Below are 19,077 nucleotides of genomic sequence, written 5' to 3' on the forward strand. Positions count from 1 at the left end.
TTTAAAGAAAGTAATAGAATATGAACCAAAAAGTTCCAATTAAGTCTCTTTTAAGCCGACCACGTTTTAAGGTTTTTACGCATTTATCAAAACAAGAATTTATTGATTTAATCAAAAAACACCTTGAAACAAATTCTACTGAATACGGAGGTTATGCCAATCAAGAAGTTGCGATGATTCGTGTCCGCAAAGACAAGGATAAATATTGGCATCCGCAACTACAAATCAGAATTGAAGATGACGTTGATCATCCTGACTATTTGGCTGTAAGAGGAATTATTGGTCCACCTTCTAATGTTTGGACATTTTTCGCATTTTTGTATGGTTTAAGCGGAGCCATTTTTATCACCTTAGGCTCTTATGCGTTTTCTGAATATATTGTACAAGGAAATAGTGTATGGATTTGGAGTATTCCTATAGCATTATTTATGGCTTTAGGAACCTATTTAGCTAGTTTATATGGTCATTATTTGGCAAAATATCAGCTAGGAAGATTGTATCATTTCGTGAATGAATTGCTTCGTGATGCAGAGTTTTATCAAAATAGCGACGAAATCAAAGAATAAAAAAAGCGACCTAAATAGGTCGCTTACAAGAAATATGTTGAGATAATATATTAATTAGATTACTTTCACATTAACGGCGTTGATGCCTTTTTTTCCTTGTTCTAAGTCAAAAGATACTTTATCGTTTTGAGCTACTTTGTCTGTTAAACCAGAAACGTGTACGAAGTACTCTTTTCCTGATTCGTCATCTTTAATAAATCCGTATCCTTTTTCTTCATTAAAGAATTTTACAGTTCCTTTATTCATAGTATTTTATTTTCGTTGATAAAGATATAAGATTTATTTACAAAACCAATATTAATTTTTAGTTTTTTTTATAACAATTTTTTTAGCCTATAATTTCATTATAATTTTGCTTCAAATCATAATATTTTGGCAGGAATTTATATTCATATCCCGTTTTGTAAACAAAAATGCAGCTATTGCGACTTTCATTTTTCGACAAATCTTCAACATAAATCAAATTTAATTCAAGCAATTAATAAAGAACTTGAGATCAGAAAAGATGAAATTTCAACACCTTTAGAAACGATTTATTTTGGAGGAGGAACACCTTCTATCCTGTCCGAAATTGAATTAGAAAGTATTTTCGAAACGATTTATAAAAATTATTCAACCAAAAATTTAAAGGAAATTACACTCGAAGCGAATCCTGATGATTTGAATAAAGAAAAACTTAATTTCTTAAAATCAACTCCGATTAATCGTTTTTCGATTGGTGTTCAATCATTTTTTGAAGAAGATTTGAAATTAATGAATCGCGCACATAATGCACAAGAAGCTGAAACTTCGATAAAATTGGCGCAAGATTTTGGTTTCGAAAATATCACTATTGATTTGATTTATGGTTCTACGACCACAACCAACGAAATGTGGAAGCAAAATTTGCAAAAAGCAATTGAGCTGAATGTTCCACATATTTCTTCTTATGCGTTAACAGTCGAAGAAAAAACAATTTTAGATCATCAAATCAAAAAAGGAATCACAAAACCGGTTGATGAAGATCGTCAAAACGAACAATTTCAACTTTTAGTTGACACTTTAACTTCGAATGATTTTATTCAATATGAAATCTCCAATTTCGGAAAAGAAGAGTATTTTTCTTTACACAATTCTAATTATTGGAAAGGAATTCATTATTTAGGAATTGGACCTTCTGCGCATTCTTATAACGGAAAAACTCGTGCTTGGAACATTGCAAATAATTCTAAATACATACAAGCTATCAACGAAAATAATCTACCTCAAGAAATTGAAGTTTTAAATGAAGTAGAAAAATTTAATGAAATGATAATGATAGGATTGAGAACAATTTATGGAATAGATTTAAATCGAATTAATTCAGAATTTTCTCAACCTTTAGTTAATTCTTTTCATCAAGAACTCAATCAATTAATCAACGAAAATTTAGTCGAAAAGAAAGAAAATAAAATTATTTTGAAACCCGAAGCAAAATTTTTCGCAGACGGAATTGCTTCTAGATTATTTTACATCAATTAATTTGTTAAATTTGCGATATGAATGATAACAGACCAATTGGTGTTTTCGACTCTGGAGTTGGTGGTTTGACGTTTGCAAAAGAAATAAAACGTCTGCTACCAAACGAAAGTTTGATCTATTTTGGCGATACTCAAAATTTGCCTTATGGAGAAAAATCGAAAGAAGCGATTACACAATTTTCGGTAGACATTACTAATTTTTTAATAGACAATAATTGTAAAGCGATTTTAGTTGCATGTAATTCTGCAACCGCTAATTCGTTGAAAGAAATTAGAGAAGCTGCAGGAAAAGATGTTCCTGTTATCGATGTTATTTCGCCTGTTGCGGAGAAAGTTTCGTTCGAATTAAGAGAAAAGATAGGTGTTATTGCAACAAAAGCAACTGTAAATTCGGGCGCGTACAAGAAAGCAATTCGTCGTCGAAATAAACATATTACGGTTATTGAAATGGCTACTCCTCTCTTAGTACCTGTTATCGAAGAGGGTTTTACAAATTCTACGATTTCTAAAGCAGTTTTAGAAACGTATTTATTGAACAAAAAATTAGAAGGAATTGATTCGATTATTTTAGGATGTACGCATTATACACATCTGGAAAAAGAAATCAATCAAGTATTTGAAGGAAAAGTTGATATCGTAAATTCACCTTTAATTGTCGTGAATCAAGTAATTTATCAATTGGCAAAAGAAGGAAAATTGGCTGCGAAAGATACTGTTGCAAACTATACATTTTATATTTCTGACAATACAGATAATATTATAAAAGTGGCAAAAAAATTCTTTGGAAAAGATATTCAATTAATTGAGAAAAATTTAGAAACGAAATAGAACCGACCATTATTTGTCGGTTTTTTTATAAAATATTACGAACAAACAAAAACAAATCATTACATGGAAAAATCAGCAGAATTAATTGCATTAGAAGAAAAATACGGAGCGCATAACTATCACCCACTTCCAGTTGTATTGGAAAAAGGTGAAGGTGTTTACGTTTGGGATGTTGATGGAAAAAAATATTTCGACTTTTTATCAGCTTATTCAGCTGTTAATCAAGGTCACTGTCATCCTAGAATTATTAAAGCGTTGAAAGATCAAGCCGAAAAATTAACGTTAACTTCTCGTGCTTTTTATAATGCGGAATTAGGAAAATACGAAAAATTTATCACAGAATTATTCGGTTTCGATAAAGTATTGCCAATGAATACGGGTGCAGAAGCTGTAGAAACAGCGCTAAAAATTGCTCGTAAATGGGGTTACGAAAAGAAAGGAATTCCAACTGGTGAAGCGATTATTGTAGTATGTAAAGACAATTTCCATGGTCGTACAACTACTATTATTTCTTTCTCGAATGATGAAGATGCACGTAAAAATTTCAATCCTTACACAAGTGGTTTCGAAGCTGTAGAATACAATGATGTTGAAGCTTTGAAACAAATTTTAGAAGAAAAAGCAGATAAAATTTGTGGATTCTTAGTAGAACCAATTCAAGGAGAAGCTGGTGTTAATGTACCTTCTGAAGGATATTTGAAAGCTTGTGAAGAATTATGTAAACAACATAATGTTTTATTTATCGCGGACGAAATTCAAACAGGAATCGCACGTACAGGAAAAATGTTAGCAATCGATCACGAAAATATTGATGCTGATGTTTTAATCTTAGGTAAAGCCGTTTCAGGTGGAGCTTATCCAGTATCTGCAGTTTTAGCAAATGATGAAATAATGAATGTCATCAAACCAGGACAACACGGTTCTACTTATGGAGGTAATCCATTAGCTGCGGCTGTTGCTACAGAAGCTTTGCAAGTTGTTTTGGACGAAAAATTAGCTGAAAATTCTGAAAAATTAGGACAAATTTTTAGAACAGAAATCACGAAAATGGCTGAAGAATTTCCATTATTCAAATCAGTTCGTGGAAAAGGTTTATTAAATGCAATTTTAATCAACGATACACCAGAATCTGAAACAGCATGGAATTTCTGTGTTGCAATGAAAGACAACGGATTATTAGCCAAACCTACACACGGAAACATCATTCGTTTCGCTCCTCCTTTAGTGATGAACGAAGAACAATTACACGAATGTTTAGCGATTATTCGTAAAACTGCACAAGAGTTTAATAAATAATCAACAATAAAATGATATAGAAAAAACCTGATGAAATTTCATCAGGTTTTTTTATATTCGAAACTTTAATTAACACTATGAATTCTTTTAAAATAAACGTTTCCGAAACGTACAAAAAGGCGCAAAAAAAATCGGCAGTATGGATTGCTCTTTTCTTGATTACTCTCTTCTTTTCTACAATTTTGAGCATCATCATTTTCATAATTTGTGTTTGTGGAGGAATCGCTATCGTCATTGCTAAACCAATGTGGATTACCATTTTTTTAGGTTTGGGACTGTTGGCTTTAGGAGGTTTAATCGTTTACTATAATATTAAATTTATTCTAAATATTTTCAAAAAAACAGCTACAAATGGAATTGAAATTTTTGAAACGGATCAACCAGAATTATTCAAATTAATAAAAGCAACCGCAGATAAAGTTGGCACAAAACATTCCAAAAAAGTATTTATTATTGATGATGTAAATGCATATGTTTCCTATTCGAACAATTTGCAAAGTTTAGTTTTTCCAACAAGAAAAAACTTATCCATTGGCGTTGGTTTGCTTCATGGTATTTCTCAAAATGAGTTAAAAGGAATTATTGCGCACGAATTTGGGCATTTTTCTCAAAAATCAATGACAATTGGTAGCCATGTTGGAAATGCGACCAAAATTATGGAAGATATTTTATACAGTAATCAAACCTTAAAATTTGATGTTGATAATTTAGGCCAAATTAATGGAATTGTTGGTTTTATTTCAATGGGCGCTGTTGCTTACAATAAAATGATTGAATCTATTTTGAAAATAATTCACAAAAAATTAGAATTCAATTATCTAAAATTAAGTCGAGAAATGGAATTTCATGCTGATCAAATTGCAACAAATGTTGTGGGAATTGAGACGATGAGCAAACCATTATTGAGAATAGAATTGTATCAATTTGTTTACCAAGAATTAGCTAATTTTTATACAAATTTACAAGATGATAAAAAGTTTTCGACTAATATTTATCAAAACATGAATCAATTAGTTGACTTTTATATCGATGATTACGAACTTTTTTTAGAAAATAATTTAGCTATTGTTGGAATTAATGAATTTAATCAAAATCATTCTTTACTACAATTTGAAGATTTATGGTCGACACATCCAGAAATGGACAAACGTTTGGCAAATATAGCGTCTACAAATCATCATTCTGAAATAGATAAATCTCCAAAAGCAATTACATTACTTCAAAAAAATAATGAATTTGAAGAAGAATTTACATTCAATTTTTTCTTTCAATTAAATTTATACCGTGTTAATGAAATAAATAATTCAGAATTTATTGAAACGTTTAAAACCATTTATAATAAATACAATTACCCTAAAGTTTACAATCATTTTTTTACAAATTATGATTTACCTTTTGATCGAATTAAAGAAGTTGATTTAACGAATAAACAACAAAATATTCCTACGAATGAATTGTTTTCGGATGAAAATATTTTAGTTGCAAAACAATATTTAGCTTTACAAATTGATTTACTTCAATTAGATTTTTTTACTGGTCAAAAAAAGCCGCAACCATTCAAATACAACAATGTTGTTTACAATAAAAAACAAGATGTACTGAAAGTTAAAGAAGAATTAGAGCAAATAAATAAGGAAAAAGAAGCTGAGTTCTCAGAATATTTAGACAATATCAAAATATTTTTCAAATCTAATTTAGATGAACAAAAAACTATTTTGTTAGAAGATTGCATCAAAGTTGAAGCAGATTTATCAGCAAATATTCAATTGGTAAATGAAATTAGAACTCATATTAATTTTGCAACAAAACCCATTCATGAAAAGCTAAGAATCGAAGCTTTAACAGTTTTGAATAATCAAATAGAGCAACTTAAAAATGTAACAAAAGATATTCTACAAAGTGAAATCGCAAAGGAAAAAATAACTATTCGAGAAATTGAAAATGCACAATATTTTATAGATGAAGATTGGATTTTCTTTTTTGACTCTACAGGTTATAACAACAATGCTTTTGAAAATTTAATCGAAAATTTATACTTTGTAGATCAAGTTTCAAATAACTTATTGTTTCAAAAAAAAGCTGCTTTCCTAAAAGAATACGAACCATTATTAGACTATACATCAAAAACAAAAGCCTCTTAATTAGAGGCTTTTGTTTTATATCTTAAGGTGCTAAACGCTCTTTTTTCCAATCAAAATCGTCTTGTAAAACATAACGAACTCTATCGTGTAAACGACTTGGACGTCCTTGCCAAAACTCTATCTCAGTTGGACGAATCAAGAAACCTCCCCAATGTGCTGGACGAGGAATTTCTTTTCCTTCGTATTTTTTTTCTAATTCCAATTCCTCTGTCGCTAAATCTTCGTGCTCATCAATCACAGAACTTTGCGCCGAAATCCAAGCGCCTAACTGGCTACTTCTTGGACGTGTTTCGAAATATCCATCCGAATTATTATCCGAAGTTTTTTCAGCCACACCTTTTATAATAATCTGTCTTTCTAGAAATGGCCAAAAAAATGACAAACAAACTTTCGGATTTTCTAATAAAGCTTTTCCTTTCTGACTGTTGTAATTCGTATAAAAAATAAAACCTTCGTCCGTATATCTTTTCAATAAAACAACACGCGTTCTCGGAAATCCATCTTCACCAATCGTTGCAACAGACATCGCATTTGCTTCATCCACTCCATCCGATTCTTCAGCTTGCAGAAACCAATCACGAAATTGTTCGATCGGATTTTCTCTTAACGAATCAAAATTCATCGACTGTTTTTCGTAAACTTTTCTTTTATAACTTAAATCTTGTTTCATTAATGATTATTTTATATTTTTAAACAGCTAATTGTATATTTCGTTAAGATTTACGTAACAAAACCGAAACAAAAATGTCTATCAAAAGTATAAAAAAAGGAGCTATTTTGGTCGCAAAACCAACATTAAGTAACGATATTTTTCAGAGAAGTGTAATTTTAATTACAGAACACTTAGAATCTGGAAGTATTGGTTTTATTCTTAATCATTCTTCTCATATTCCGATTAGTATTTTTGTATCTGAAATGGAGTCTGCATCTATTGTTTTTGAAGGTGGACCTGTCGATAAAGAAAACATCTATTATATTCACAAACGACCTGATTTAATCAGAAATAGTGAAAAAATTACTGAAAATTTATATTGGTCTGGCGTATATGAAGATGTGCGTGATGCAGTAAATCAGAATTTGATTAGTCAAGATGAAATCAAGTTTTTTATTGGATATTGTGGTTGGGCACCAAAGCAAATCAAAGATGAATTAAACAATAATTCGTGGGCTGTAACGGATTTGGATTTTGATATTTTTGAGCGTTGGGATGCTGATTTGTGGAAAAAATTGATGAAACAGCTTGGAGGTGAGAACTTAATTTGGCTAAACACCCCCGCTGATCCTTCTATGAATTAATCAATTATAAATACTTAAAAATCGATTTTGTTTTGTCTAAAGTGTATTCTTTTTTACGATTTTTGGTAATTGGTAAAATTCCAATTCCATCAATCAAAATGAAAACTTCTTCTGCCTTCTGAATTTCAAATGGAAAAATTTCGACTTCTTCTACTTTAAATTCTTCAGCTTTATTAATTTTTGTAATGAAATTATTTCTCAAAACGCTTGTAATAACACCTTCTTCTTTTTTCGGTGTACGAATCGTTTCTCCATTCACCACAAAAATATTTCCTCGTAAAGAACGTGCCATTTTTTTGTTTGCATTTAGCAAAATAATATCAGCATAATCATTCTCTAAACGATAGATTTCTGCAATATTTTCTTCTGGACGATACGTATTCACAAGTGAGTAAAATGCAGTATTGATCGCATAATCTTTATAAACATCAATTTCGTTTTCAGCTTGTAAAAACTCCCAATCATTTTCACTATTTTCGATAGAAATCAAATAATTGATAGATGCTTTTAGATAATCTTCCTCATCATTTCTGAAAGCAAAAAATTCTACTTTCCCTGACTTCGATTGATTTGCTTCTGCTAATAAATTGATTTGTTCTTGAAAAAATTCTGGTGTAAAATCTAACGGAATATTCATGCGATAAATACGCATAGAGGCCATTAGATTGAAATAATGATCTTCCCAATCAATAATTTCACCATTTACAAATCGTAAAATTTCTTTTACAGCATCACCATTACGAAAAGCTCTGTTCTGAATTCCTATTTCTGCATTTGCTTTTTCGACAATAACACCACCTAAGTTAATTTTCAAAATAATAGATTTTAAACAGATCCTAAGATTTTTTTAAGATCTTCAATTTGACTTTCCCACAATTGTTTTGATTCTTCTACTTCGTCTTCATCAGCAAAATCTGTAATAACTAATGATACATCGTTCGTTAAATCGTCTTCTACAATTGTTAATTCGAAGAAATATTTTGTGTCTTCATCATATTCCCATTGAAAGCGCACGTATCCATCTTGCTTAGATTTCATCAAAAATGCAGATTCTTCGTGTCCATCCCAAATAAAAGTATATTTTTCTCCACGAGAATTTACGTTATCTGCAAACCATTCTGATAAACCTGAAGGGTTTGAAATATAGTTATATAGCAAAGACGGTGAAGACTTGATTGAAAATTCTACTTGATATTTCTTTTTTGGCATAATTCTATTTTATTGAAGTCGCAAGATATAAAATGAATTGTATCTACCAAAGAAAATCAAAATAAGTTTTGTTATAAAATCAAAAAAAAATTACCTTTGCAAAAATTAAAATTTAGGCGAGGTAGCTCAGATGGTTAGAGCGCAGGATTCATAACCCTGAGGTCGGCAGTTCGATTCTGCTCTTCGCTACAAATGAAAAGCCCAAACAGATAATCTGTTTGGGCTTTTACTTAACTACTAAAACCTATACTAATCTAAATAACCTACTACTTGATAAGCTCTTGTTCCTCTGTTGTAAATTTTTTGGTATAAAACACCTCCAAATTCATACAGATACTCGCCTCCATAATCTACTCTTTCATATCCTGCTGGTAACGCATATACGATAGCACCTAGAGGAGCTTGAACTACTTCATAATAATTTCTATTAGGGCTGTAATAAACTCCTTCGTAGAAATAATATGGATTTCTATTACCAATATTAATTGTTACATAACCTACTGGTAAAATATTAATTCTAAATCCTACATATGGCATATATCTCACATATCCACTGTTATAAGGACGATAGTAAATACCATTGTTTCCGTAGAAATTATAACTGTTATACGAATACTTGTTATAGTTTCTTACATTCACATTAGAAACTGGTCGGTTTCCTCTGTTGTATGAGCTAGAATTTATACGAACTGGATTGTTGTAGAAATCTCTGTTTTTTAAACTCTCAGATCTATTACCTTGATTACCTTGGTTATTTTCTCTGTTATTTCCACTATTATTCCAATCTTTATTAGAACTTGATCTACTACTTACAATCGCTGTATTATTTCTATCTATACGTGTACTCGTTTCACGTTCAGTTCTATTTGTAGAATTTTTCCAAGATTCATTCGTAGAATTTCCACGACCTATTCTTTCTGTTCTATTTCCTTCAATACGACTAGTTCTATTTTCTGTTCTAGCCATTTCAGAGCGTCCATTCCCTTTACTTCTTGAAGTTGCTTCTCTTAAAGAAGAACTTCTCTCACCACCTCTTTGACCTCTATCTTGAGCATTTACACCAACAGCTAACATGGCTGTAAAAGCTACTCCTAAAAGTGTAAATTTAATATTTTTCATCACCTAACTTTTTAATAAATTAAGACATTTCTCCTAATACTATTTCCGTGCCATAATTATAAGTTTAAACCATAGAAAATGTTATAATAATCAAAATAATTTATAATCCATTCAAATTCAATGAATTGTATTAACAATTTTGTTTGACAATTTTGTTAAATATTTTTATTCCTGACATCGTTTGTATTGATTTCTGAATTGATTACTTTTGTTTTTAAGAAATTATATAAAATGATTGACGTTAAAAATGCTTACATCGCCTTTATTAGTTTACAAAAAGTTGGACATAAAGTTCGAGAAGAAGCTAACATTTTTGCCGATAAAACACTAGAATACGATGAATCTAAGGAAGAACAATTGGTTCCTTTCTTATTAAGTCCATTCAAAAAAACACTCGAAATTAATCGTTTCACGCATTATACAGAAAAATTAGAATTTAATGTTTTGTACAATCAATGCAAACAAATGTTTGATGAAGAAATAGATTTTATCGATTTTTCGCAAGAAGTTTTAAGTCATTTATACGAGAAATCATTGCATCCGCAGATCAAAAGTGGTGAAGTTTTTATTGCGCTTTTCGAAAATATGATGTTCGACGGAATTCCTTGTCGTGGAATTGGAATTTATAAATTAGAGAATAAGAAGAAATTCTTGCGTTTTGACGAATCACGTGGTTTAGATTACAACATTTGGAAAGGTTATAAGCTAGAAGGAATCGACAAAGCCTGTCTTATTCTTGATGCTTATCGTGACGAAGGTTTCCGTGTCTACTCTATCGATGATAAAAATGTGGAGTCAGAATATTGGAAGAAAAATTTCTTGGAAATTGATTTGATTAAGGATAACAATTACCATACGAAGAAATATATGGAGTTGATTACAGATTTCTCGAATGATTTTCTTTTGGATAAAACAGACAAAAAACAACAAGCAGAATTTATCTCAAATTCGATAAATGTGCTGAATTCGAATGAAGTTGTAACGAATGAAATTTTTGAAGATCAAGTTTTGAAACCTTTCGAAATTATTGACGAATTCAAAGAATATAAGAAAGATTATAGCGAAAATAATCGTGTTGAATTTGTGGAAGCTTTCGAAGTTTCAGTTCCAACTTTGATGAAAGAATCTAAGAAAATTAAAAGTGAAATTAAATTAGATACAAAGATTAACATAAAATTAGATTTGACAAATCCTGATGCAGCCGAAGAATATTTGGAACGTGGTTTTGACGAAGAAAAGAAAATGTATTATTATAAAGTCTATTTCAATTCTGAACAATAAATTAAAGGCTCCTATTTTGGAGCTTTTTTTTGATATTAATTCAATTTCAAAATACATTGATGATTCAAAATCTCAAAACCATTTTTCAACCAAAAACCTTTTGCTGACAGATTCTCAGCTGTAAATTCTAATTCAATATATGCTTGATCGTTCAAGAAATTTATCGCTTCTTCAACCAATTTAGAAGCGATGTTTTGATTGCGATAATTTGCATCAACATACAACGAATCTATTCTTCCTTTTGATTTAATCACAAAGTATTTCGGACAAAGATGTTTGGAACAAATAATATATCCAGCTAAATGACTTTCTATTTAGGCTACAAATACTTTTATGTTTTCTTGTTGTAAAACTCCCTTGAAAAAATCATCAATATCATGTTTGTAGGTCAAATCTATTTGATACAATGCATTAAACTATTGATGATGTTGTAACAATTTTATCATCATTCTTTTCAGTTCAGGAATATCATTTTCTACGGCAATTCTTATCATATCTAAAAATAAAAAAATCCAGTTAAAAAACTCTAACTGGATTTACTAAAAACTATTGTTTATCTAATTTTATTTTGTCTTGACCTTGTTGCAATTGATACAACTCTATAATATCCTCAATTGGATAATTAAACCAATCGACTTGTTTTTTGATTTTCGAATTTTGATCTAAATACAAATATGTCGTGAATTTCATCGCCGGAAACTTCATTCCATTATAGGTATAAGGCGAAAATTCTCCGTTTGCAATAATTATCGAATCGTTAGAAAATAATTCATTTACTTTCAATAATTTATTATTTTCATATTGCATCGTTTGATCACTCCAACGAATAATATCATTCAATAAATAACGTGGATCTACCGTAGAACCTCCCGAATATTGTTCCACATTTTCATACACCAAACTATCATTGTAAAAAGATAACATTTTTTTGTAATCTTTTCGAGATGAATAATTTTCGAAAAAACGTTTTCCTAATTCATCATTTTTACTGGCTGAAGAAGAATTACAACTTACTAAAAAAGTAATTGCAATAAGACTTAAAATCCACGTAAATTTTATTTTCATTTGTCTGAAATTCTTGTTAAATAATTTTCACCATTATCATCAGCCATTCCATCTTCATTGAGAATCATAATCTCCGAATTGTCCGACCAACGTAAAAATTGAAAAGGTAATTTTTTCTTTTTTGAATCAATCTCCATCAACGATCCATCATCTTTTTTAAATAATTCTCCGTTATAAGATTGACCTTTGTATTCAGCAGTAAATTTGTCATCTGCTAATTTCAAAACGATTTTATCTCCAAAATATTTTCCTTCAAAAACTCCTTTGTAAATAAGCGTTTCGCTCGTAAAAACAGAATTTTTCTCTAAAGACAATACATCTTCATGCGACAAACCATCCGAACTTTTATCCACTTCTACATTATCCTTTTTACATGAAAATAAAAAGAGTTGACCGATAAATAGCAAAAAGAAAATCTTTTTCATCTGAGATGAATTATTTTTTCACGAATTGTTCAACATCTTTTCTCGAAATTGGATTGTCGCCCAAAATCAATAAACGTTCAACAACATTTCTTAACTCACGAATATTTCCTGACCAATCTAATTCTTTCAAAGCTTCATAAGCTGAATTATCAAAAGATTTTTGACTTGTCGTATCTGTAATAAAATGTTCAACCAAAGCAGGAATATCATCCTTACGATCATTAAGCGCCGGAACATTAATAATAATTACCGCTAAACGATGATATAAATCTTCACGAAAACGACCTTCTTCAATCTCTTTTCGTAAGTCTTTATTTGTTGCTGCAATCACACGAACATTCACATTAATTTCTTTCTCAGAACCAACTGGAGAAACTTTTCCTTCTTGTAGCGCGCGCAAAACTTTTGCTTGAGCAGAAAGACTCATATCCCCTATTTCGTCTAAGAAAATTGTTCCTTCGTTAGCCAATTCAAACTTACCTTGTTTGTCTTTAACGGCTCCAGTAAACGATCCTTTCACGTGACCAAATAATTCACTTTCGATTAATTCAGCTGGAATTGCCGCACAGTTTACTTCAACCAAAGGTTTTACATTACGATCACTTTTTTCGTGCAAATGATGAGCAACCAACTCTTTTCCTGTTCCATTTGGACCAAGAATCAATACACGAGCGTCTGTAGCAGCCACTTTATCTATGATTTGTTTCACTTCTGCAATTGCAGGAGCATCACCAATCATTTCATATTTCTTCGCAAATTTTTTCTTTAATGCTTTATTTTCTTTCTTCAATTCTTTGTTCGAAGAGATTAACGATTTACGGTCTAAAGCATTGCGAACAGTCGTCAATAATTTATTAAGATCTGGTGGTTTTGAAATAAAATCGTACGCACCTTTTTTGATCGCATCTACAGCCAAATCAACATCTCCGTGCCCCGTTATCATCACCATTGTTAAATCAGGATTATATTCCATCGCTTCCGATAAAACTTCCATCCCATCTTTCAATGGCATTTTTATATCACTTATAATTAAGTCGTATTCTTTTTCTTTTATTTTTTCAAGCCCAACAGCTCCGTTTTCAGCTTCATCCACATTCCATTTTGGGTTTTCATCCATTAAAATGCTTTTCAAAACGTTGCGGATTGCCTGTTCATCTTCGATTAATAAGATATTTGACATCGTTTAGATCGTTTATTTTTGTAAAATTAAAATAGACTCAAAGATAATTGAAATTATTATTTTTGAGTCTACTTTTGATATAGATTTTAATACTTTTTTTAAGATGTTTTAACTTTTCGTGCATTTTCTAAACCTAATTCTTTAATAGAAACTTCTCTCATTTCTATTTTTCGAATTTTTCCTGAAATAGTCATTGGAAATTCTTGTACAAATTTCCAATATTTAGGACGTTTGAAATGAGCGATGGATAAACAATAAGCCTTCAATTCGTCTTCGGTTATAGTAATACCATCTTTCACTTTCACCCAAGCCATTACCTCTTCTCCGTATTTGATACTTGGAACACCAATAATTTGAACATCAGAAATTGATTCATGTTCGTACAAAAAATCTTCAATCTCTTTTGGTGAAATATTTTCTCCTCCTCTAATGATAATATCTTTAATGCGTCCAGTAATATTAATGTAACCATCAACATCCATTGTCGCTAAATCACCGGTATGCAACCAATTATTCTCATCAATAACTTGTGATGTCGCTTCCGGATTGTTCCAATATTTTTGCATGACGGAATAACCTCTTGTACAAAATTCATCAGCAATTCCACGAGGTAAAATATCTCCTGTTTGCGGATCAATAATCTTAATTTCTAAATGATCTTGAACTGTTCCAACCGTCGAAACTTGCTTTTCTAAAGGTGTTCCGATAATAGTTTGTGTAGAAACTGGCGAAGTTTCTGTCATCCCATAACAAATCGAAACTTCTTTCATATTCATTTTAGCTTGCACTTTCTTCATAATTTCAATCGGACAAGGCGAACCAGCCATTACACCAGTTCTCAAAGATGTTAAATCGAAACGATCAAAATTTGGTAATTCTAATTCCGCAATAAACATCGTCGGAACTCCATAAAGTGATGTACACTTTTCCATTTCGACTGCATTTAAAGTCTTTGCAGGATCAAAACTATCCGAAGGAATTACCATACAAGCGCCATGCGAAGTACACGCCATATTACCAATTACCATTCCAAAACAATGATAAAACGGAACAGGAATACAAACACGATCACGATGTGTATAATTTAATCGAACACCGATAAAAAATCCATTGTTCAATAAATTATGATGTGTTAGCGTTACTCCTTTTGGAAAGCCAGTTGTACCAGATGTATATTGAATATTTACAGCGTCATCAAACTGAACAGCTTGCTCTATTTGATGCACTTCTGAAGTCGAAATTTCTTCTCCTTTAATCAAGAAATCATCCCAATTTTCTTCAAAAATGATGATATGTTTTAGTGATTTCGAATTCTCTTTTACATTGTTCAACATCACTTTATATTCACTTGTTTTGAAACTTAAAGCAGCAAAAACAGCCGAAATTTCTGCTTGATTTAATACAAACTCGAGTTCATTTTCGCGATAAGCAGGATTCAAATTAACCAAAATCATTCCCACACGAGCCGTTGCATATTGTAACAACGTCCATTCTGCACGATTTGGCGCCCAAATACCTACGCGATCACCTTTTTGCAAACCAATAGCAATCAATGATTTTGCAATTTGTTCAGTTTGTGAATAAAACTCTGTGTACGTCGCTCTATAATTTTGATCAACGCAAACCAAAGCCTCTTGCTGCGGATATTTTGCAACTGTATTTCGTAAATTTTCGCCAATCGTTTCTCCTAAAAGAGGATATTGTGATGCCCCACTTGAGTATGATAAGTTAGAAATCATGTGCTTATATTCTATGTTTTTAAAATTACTTTCCAACTCAAACTTAGCAACGATTTTCAGGAAAATAAATTTATCAGATACTAGATTCTAAATTTCTAAAAGAATCGTATTTTTTTATTAAAATCGGAAATAAATTCAAAAAAATGAAGGTTTATTTTTAACAAATACTTAAAATAACTCCATCAAATTATCCTTAAATTGTAAAAAATTACTGAAAAATGAATACAATAAACGACGACAATTATAATTATACTTCTATTTACGATGGAATAGAAGTTGTAGATGCTTTACAAACACGTATTGCTGACATCAAGAAAACATTAATAATTGTAACAGAATTAGATAAATGGGATTATGCCTATGCAGAAGGTAAATGGACCATCAAAGAAATGATACAACATTGTATAGATTGCGAACGTATTTTTTCCTATCGTGCACAACATATTGCGAGAGAAGATTCACAAACATTAAATTTCTTCGATGAAAACGCCTATGTATTGACTTCAAATGCAAATGAAAGAAAGCCCGAAGAATTAATAAAAGAATGGACTAATTTGATGAAAGCAACTTACTTTCAGTTTGAATCTTTTAATGATGAAACTTTAAACAAAATAGGAAAAGTTGGTAATCGAGAGTATTCTGTTGAGAAAATCGGTTATGTAATGGCTGGTCATTCCATCCATCATATGAATGTAATTAATGAACGATATTTATAAAAAAAGTCAGCTTCTAAAAAGCTGATTTTTTATCTATTCTGGCATCACATTATAAGTCGGATCTTCTTCGATATTAACTTCGATAACGCTTTTAGCATTTTCTAATAATCGGATTGAATCTTTACTCAAATGTCGCAAAATTACAATTTTATCTTGTTGTGCATATTTAGATGTAATAATATTTAAAGCTTCGATTGCACTCATATCAACTATTCTACTCTCTTTCAAATTTATAATAATTTCTTTTGGGTCAGAATTAATTTCAAATTTTTCTAAAAAAGTTGAAGTTGAACCAAAGAAAAGAGGTCCATAAATCTCATATATTTTTCGTCCATTCTCATCAATAGATTTTCGTGCACGAATACGTTTTGCATTATCCCAAGCAAAAACCAAAGCTGAAACGATAACACCAACAAAAACAGCTAAAGCAAGGTTATGCAACACAATCGTGATAATCGCCACCAAAATACTCACAAACACATCCGATTTTGGCATTTTAGTTATCAATTTAAAAAATCCCCACTTAAAAGTCGAAATCGCAACCATCATCATTACACCAACAAGTGCTGCCATCGGAATTTTCTCAATCACTGGAGCACCAATTAGAATAATAATCAAGATTGTAATTGCACCAATTGCTGGTCCTAATCTCGAACGAGAACCTGCATCTAAATTAACAAACGTCTGAGCAATCATTGCACAACCTCCCATTCCACCGAAAAAACCATTTGTAATATTTGCAGCACCTTGCGCCAAACATTCTTTATTCGACGAACCTTTTGTTTCTGTCACCTCATCCACCAAAGTAAGCGTTAGCAAAGTTTCAATTAACCCAACCGAACCCATAATAATCGAATAAGGCAAAATAATTTTCAAGGTTTCTAACGTAAACGGAACACTCGGAATATGAAAACTTGGCAATTCTCCTTTTATACTCGCAATATCACCAACAGTCTTTGTATCAATATGAAATCCAATTACCAATAGAAAAGTCACAAGAATTGCAACCAAAGAAGCTGGAATAATTTTCGTTAATTTCGGAAAGAAATAAACTATCAGAACCGTAATTAGCGTCAATCCAGCCATCGTATAAAAAGGTGTACCACTCAACCAACTCGTTATTCCATTCGTAGTTGATTTGAATTGTTCTATTTGTGACATAAAAATAACAACAGCCAAACCATTTAGAAAGCCATACATAACAGGTTGAGGAATTAAACGAACAAATCTTCCTAATTTGAAAACACCAATTACTATCTGGAAAACTCCTGCTAAAGCAACCGCAGCAAAAATATATTGCTCACCATACGTTGCATTCAACGCGATTAAAGTAATAACGGTAGCACCTGCTCCACCCGCAACCATCGCTGGTCTTCCTCCAAAAACCGCCGTTACAATTCCCATGATAAATGCACCATATAAACCTATTAAAGGTGATAAACCAGCTAAAATTGCAAACGAAAGCGATTCAGGAATCATTGTCATAGCAACAGTTAAGCCGGCTAATATTTCGTTTTTATAATTTATTTTTTGATTGAATTTTAAATATTCAGCAATCGACATCAGAAGTTTTATTTCATGCAAAAGTAACAATTACTACGCATCTAAAATTAGTAAAAAGCTAGATTAAATATCAAATTACATACTAATCATTGAAGTAATTTTATAATTGTTAAATATTTCTTAATAAATATTTAACAATTAGGAAATATAGCAAATGTATTTTTGACGAAATTAATTTCTAATGAAACATCTTTTAAAACTCTCCTTATTCATTCTAGGTCCATTCGTTTTGGCTCAAAGCGGTGTTATCTCAGGAAAAGTTGTAGATTCTAACGATCAATTTTCGTTACCATGAGCTACAATTCGCATCGAGAATTCCAATAAATATACTGTATCTGACCAAAATGGTAATTATCAATTTCTAAATCTTACACCTGGTATTTATACCATTTATATTGATTATTTAGGATACGAAACCATCTCAAAACAAATAGAAGTTACCGAAAATAAAACAGCAGTTATTGATTTTTCTCTAAACGCAGGTTACAACGAACTAAATGAAGTTGTTTTAGTTGGAGATTATTTAAAAGGGCAAGCAAAAGCATTGAATCAACAAAAAAATAACGGAAATATTACCAATATTATTTCTTCAGATCAAGTTGGTCGTTTTCCCGATTCTAACATCGGAGATGCGTTAAAACGTGTCACTGGAGTTACAATGCAAAACGATCAAGGTGAAGCTAGAAACATTATCATTAGAGGTTTATCACCCGAATTAAATTCGGTCATGTTAAATGGAGATCGCATTCCATCTGCCGAAGGTGATAACCGAAATGTACAAATGGATTTAATTCCTGCGGAAATGATTTCATCTATAGAAGTGAACAAAACTTTGACACCAGATATGGATGCAGACGCAATTGGTGGAGCTGTAAATCTGATTACACGTGCTGTTCCAAATAAAGAGCGTATTTCTATAACGGCTTCTGGTGGTTATGCACCAATTCGCGAAAAAGGCTTGTACAATTCGTCTTTTTTATATGGAAATAGATTCTTCAACAAGAAATTAGGTGTAGTTGTTTCAGGTGGATATCCTAACGAAAGTTCCAGTGTAAGAAAAGGTATATAATACTTATCTTACAATTATGAAAGGAATAAAAAATCATTACGATGCTTCATTTAAATTACGAGCGGTAGAATTGAGTTATGAAAGA

19 protein-coding genes, 1 tRNA gene and 1 pseudogene are annotated in these 19,077 nt (G+C 31.1%); 10 read left to right on the plus strand and 11 right to left on the minus strand.

What is annotated here, in order from left to right:
- Nucleotides 1-20 precede the first annotated feature (20 nt).
- A complete protein-coding gene (locus B4E95_RS11400) occupies nt 21-566 on the plus strand; it encodes a hypothetical protein (protein WP_291091614.1) in 546 nt (181 codons plus the stop codon).
- Nucleotides 567-620: 54 nt separating this feature from the next.
- On the opposite strand, the gene B4E95_RS11405 is transcribed toward B4E95_RS11400, so the two are convergent.
- Nucleotides 621-812 carry a cold-shock protein gene (locus tag B4E95_RS11405; protein ID WP_038330556.1) on the minus strand — a complete coding sequence of 64 codons (192 nt, stop codon included), beginning with the start codon at nt 810-812 and terminating at the stop codon, nt 621-623.
- A gap of 126 nt (nt 813-938) precedes the next feature.
- Between B4E95_RS11405 and hemW the strand changes: the two genes are divergently transcribed.
- The 4 genes from hemW to B4E95_RS11425 all read left to right on the plus strand — a co-directional run bounded on the left by hemW (nt 939) and on the right by B4E95_RS11425 (nt 6,330).
- Entirely contained in the window at nt 939-2,066 is a 1,128-nt protein-coding gene (gene hemW / locus B4E95_RS11410) for a radical SAM family heme chaperone HemW (protein ID WP_115000397.1), read from the plus strand.
- A gap of 17 nt (nt 2,067-2,083) precedes the next feature.
- Nucleotides 2,084-2,893 carry a glutamate racemase gene (murI, locus tag B4E95_RS11415; RefSeq protein WP_125349482.1) on the plus strand — a complete coding sequence of 270 codons (810 nt, stop codon included), beginning with the start codon at nt 2,084-2,086 and terminating at the stop codon, nt 2,891-2,893.
- A gap of 63 nt (nt 2,894-2,956) precedes the next feature.
- The gene (rocD, locus tag B4E95_RS11420) at nt 2,957-4,189 is read left to right on the plus strand and encodes an ornithine--oxo-acid transaminase (protein WP_115000400.1); all 1,233 of its coding nucleotides are present in this window, start codon (nt 2,957-2,959) and stop codon (nt 4,187-4,189) included.
- A 77-nt stretch (nt 4,190-4,266) separates the two neighbouring features.
- Nucleotides 4,267-6,330: a M48 family metalloprotease gene (locus B4E95_RS11425; RefSeq protein ID WP_291091616.1), complete on the plus strand. Its 2,064-nt coding sequence runs from the start codon at nt 4,267-4,269 to the stop codon at nt 6,328-6,330.
- 22 nt (nt 6,331-6,352) lie between these two features.
- Here B4E95_RS11425 and pdxH read toward each other — a convergent pair whose 3' ends face one another.
- A complete protein-coding gene (pdxH, locus tag B4E95_RS11430; RefSeq protein WP_221855228.1) occupies nt 6,353-7,000 on the minus strand; it encodes a pyridoxamine 5'-phosphate oxidase in 648 nt (215 codons plus the stop codon).
- A gap of 74 nt (nt 7,001-7,074) precedes the next feature.
- Here pdxH and B4E95_RS11435 point away from each other — a divergent pair, with 74 nt between their 5' ends.
- The gene (locus B4E95_RS11435) at nt 7,075-7,626 is read left to right on the plus strand and encodes a YqgE/AlgH family protein (RefSeq protein WP_219033938.1); all 552 of its coding nucleotides are present in this window, start codon (nt 7,075-7,077) and stop codon (nt 7,624-7,626) included.
- A gap of 4 nt (nt 7,627-7,630) precedes the next feature.
- Here B4E95_RS11435 and B4E95_RS11440 read toward each other — a convergent pair whose 3' ends face one another.
- Both B4E95_RS11440 and B4E95_RS11445 read right to left on the minus strand, forming a co-directional pair.
- On the minus strand, nt 7,631-8,440 hold the full coding sequence (locus B4E95_RS11440) for an aminotransferase class IV (RefSeq protein ID WP_291091619.1): 810 nt from the start codon (nt 8,438-8,440) through the stop codon (nt 7,631-7,633).
- 11 nt (nt 8,441-8,451) lie between these two features.
- Nucleotides 8,452-8,835: an START-like domain-containing protein gene (locus B4E95_RS11445; protein ID WP_038330532.1), complete on the minus strand. Its 384-nt coding sequence runs from the start codon at nt 8,833-8,835 to the stop codon at nt 8,452-8,454.
- 115 nt (nt 8,836-8,950) lie between these two features.
- On the opposite strand from B4E95_RS11445, the gene B4E95_RS11450 reads away from it, so the two are divergent.
- Nucleotides 8,951-9,024 (plus strand) — tRNA-Met (locus B4E95_RS11450).
- Nucleotides 9,025-9,084: 60 nt separating this feature from the next.
- Here B4E95_RS11450 and B4E95_RS11455 read toward each other — a convergent pair.
- Nucleotides 9,085-9,954, minus strand: coding sequence for a DUF6515 family protein (locus tag B4E95_RS11455; protein ID WP_291091621.1), 870 nt, complete (start codon nt 9,952-9,954; stop codon nt 9,085-9,087).
- 231 nt (nt 9,955-10,185) lie between these two features.
- On the opposite strand from B4E95_RS11455, the gene B4E95_RS11460 reads away from it, so the two are divergent.
- Nucleotides 10,186-11,235 (plus strand): nucleoid-associated protein, encoded by a 1,050-nt coding sequence (locus B4E95_RS11460; protein ID WP_038330727.1) that lies wholly within the window; start codon nt 10,186-10,188, stop codon nt 11,233-11,235.
- A 35-nt stretch (nt 11,236-11,270) separates the two neighbouring features.
- Here the strand turns inward: B4E95_RS11460 and B4E95_RS11465 are convergent, their stop codons facing one another.
- From B4E95_RS11465 to B4E95_RS11485, 5 genes are all read right to left on the minus strand, one after another.
- The gene (locus tag B4E95_RS11465) at nt 11,271-11,549 is read right to left on the minus strand and encodes a GNAT family N-acetyltransferase (RefSeq protein WP_291091631.1); all 279 of its coding nucleotides are present in this window, start codon (nt 11,547-11,549) and stop codon (nt 11,271-11,273) included.
- Nucleotides 11,550-11,781: 232 nt separating this feature from the next.
- On the minus strand, nt 11,782-12,300 hold the full coding sequence (locus B4E95_RS11470) for a hypothetical protein (RefSeq protein ID WP_291061737.1): 519 nt from the start codon (nt 12,298-12,300) through the stop codon (nt 11,782-11,784).
- Nucleotides 12,297-12,725 carry a hypothetical protein gene (locus B4E95_RS11475; RefSeq protein WP_291091623.1) on the minus strand — a complete coding sequence of 143 codons (429 nt, stop codon included), beginning with the start codon at nt 12,723-12,725 and terminating at the stop codon, nt 12,297-12,299. The genes B4E95_RS11470 and B4E95_RS11475 overlap by 4 nt, the downstream gene beginning before the upstream one ends.
- A gap of 10 nt (nt 12,726-12,735) precedes the next feature.
- On the minus strand, nt 12,736-13,905 hold the full coding sequence (locus B4E95_RS11480; protein WP_291091624.1) for a sigma-54-dependent transcriptional regulator: 1,170 nt from the start codon (nt 13,903-13,905) through the stop codon (nt 12,736-12,738).
- 98 nt (nt 13,906-14,003) lie between these two features.
- Complete coding sequence (locus B4E95_RS11485) at nt 14,004-15,644, minus strand: AMP-binding protein (RefSeq protein WP_291091626.1); 1,641 nt, start codon at nt 15,642-15,644, stop codon at nt 14,004-14,006.
- Nucleotides 15,645-15,862: 218 nt separating this feature from the next.
- Between B4E95_RS11485 and B4E95_RS11490 the strand changes: the two genes are divergently transcribed.
- Nucleotides 15,863-16,360, plus strand: coding sequence for a DinB family protein (locus tag B4E95_RS11490; protein WP_291091627.1), 498 nt, complete (start codon nt 15,863-15,865; stop codon nt 16,358-16,360).
- A 33-nt stretch (nt 16,361-16,393) separates the two neighbouring features.
- On the opposite strand, the gene B4E95_RS11495 is transcribed toward B4E95_RS11490, so the two are convergent.
- Nucleotides 16,394-17,923, minus strand: coding sequence for a SulP family inorganic anion transporter (locus tag B4E95_RS11495; protein WP_291091629.1), 1,530 nt, complete (start codon nt 17,921-17,923; stop codon nt 16,394-16,396).
- A 181-nt stretch (nt 17,924-18,104) separates the two neighbouring features.
- Between B4E95_RS11495 and B4E95_RS11500 the strand changes: the two are divergent.
- Nucleotides 18,105-18,956 (plus strand): annotated as a pseudogene (locus B4E95_RS11500) (carboxypeptidase-like regulatory domain-containing protein); the annotation flags it as partial.
- Between the last annotated feature and the right edge of the window lie 121 nt (nt 18,957-19,077).

Source organism: Empedobacter sp. UBA7494 (genome assembly GCF_002478465.1).
Classification (GTDB): Bacteria; Bacteroidota; Bacteroidia; order Flavobacteriales; family Weeksellaceae; genus Empedobacter; species Empedobacter falsenii_B.

Bases quoted from the DNA above. Each gene is read 5' to 3' on its own strand.
- rocD (WP_115000400.1), top strand. From the start codon at position 2,957: ATGGAAAAATCAGCAGAATTAATTGCATTAGAAGAAAAATACGGAGCG.
- B4E95_RS11455 (WP_291091621.1), bottom strand. From the start codon at position 9,954: ATGAAAAATATTAAATTTACACTTTTAGGAGTAGCTTTTACAGCCATG.
- B4E95_RS11495 (WP_291091629.1), bottom strand. From the start codon at position 17,923: ATGTCGATTGCTGAATATTTAAAATTCAATCAAAAAATAAATTATAAA.
- B4E95_RS11445 (WP_038330532.1), bottom strand. From the start codon at position 8,835: ATGCCAAAAAAGAAATATCAAGTAGAATTTTCAATCAAGTCTTCACCG.
- B4E95_RS11490 (WP_291091627.1), top strand. From the start codon at position 15,863: ATGAATACAATAAACGACGACAATTATAATTATACTTCTATTTACGAT.
- B4E95_RS11475 (WP_291091623.1), bottom strand. From the start codon at position 12,725: ATGAAAAAGATTTTCTTTTTGCTATTTATCGGTCAACTCTTTTTATTT.
- B4E95_RS11425 (WP_291091616.1), top strand. From the start codon at position 4,267: ATGAATTCTTTTAAAATAAACGTTTCCGAAACGTACAAAAAGGCGCAA.
- B4E95_RS11485 (WP_291091626.1), bottom strand. From the start codon at position 15,644: ATGATTTCTAACTTATCATACTCAAGTGGGGCATCACAATATCCTCTT.
- B4E95_RS11405 (WP_038330556.1), bottom strand. From the start codon at position 812: ATGAATAAAGGAACTGTAAAATTCTTTAATGAAGAAAAAGGATACGGA.
- B4E95_RS11470 (WP_291061737.1), bottom strand. From the start codon at position 12,300: ATGAAAATAAAATTTACGTGGATTTTAAGTCTTATTGCAATTACTTTT.
- B4E95_RS11480 (WP_291091624.1), bottom strand. From the start codon at position 13,905: ATGTCAAATATCTTATTAATCGAAGATGAACAGGCAATCCGCAACGTT.
- pdxH (WP_221855228.1), bottom strand. From the start codon at position 7,000: ATGAAACAAGATTTAAGTTATAAAAGAAAAGTTTACGAAAAACAGTCG.
- murI (WP_125349482.1), top strand. From the start codon at position 2,084: ATGAATGATAACAGACCAATTGGTGTTTTCGACTCTGGAGTTGGTGGT.
- B4E95_RS11400 (WP_291091614.1), top strand. From the start codon at position 21: ATGAACCAAAAAGTTCCAATTAAGTCTCTTTTAAGCCGACCACGTTTT.
- B4E95_RS11435 (WP_219033938.1), top strand. From the start codon at position 7,075: ATGTCTATCAAAAGTATAAAAAAAGGAGCTATTTTGGTCGCAAAACCA.
- B4E95_RS11460 (WP_038330727.1), top strand. From the start codon at position 10,186: ATGATTGACGTTAAAAATGCTTACATCGCCTTTATTAGTTTACAAAAA.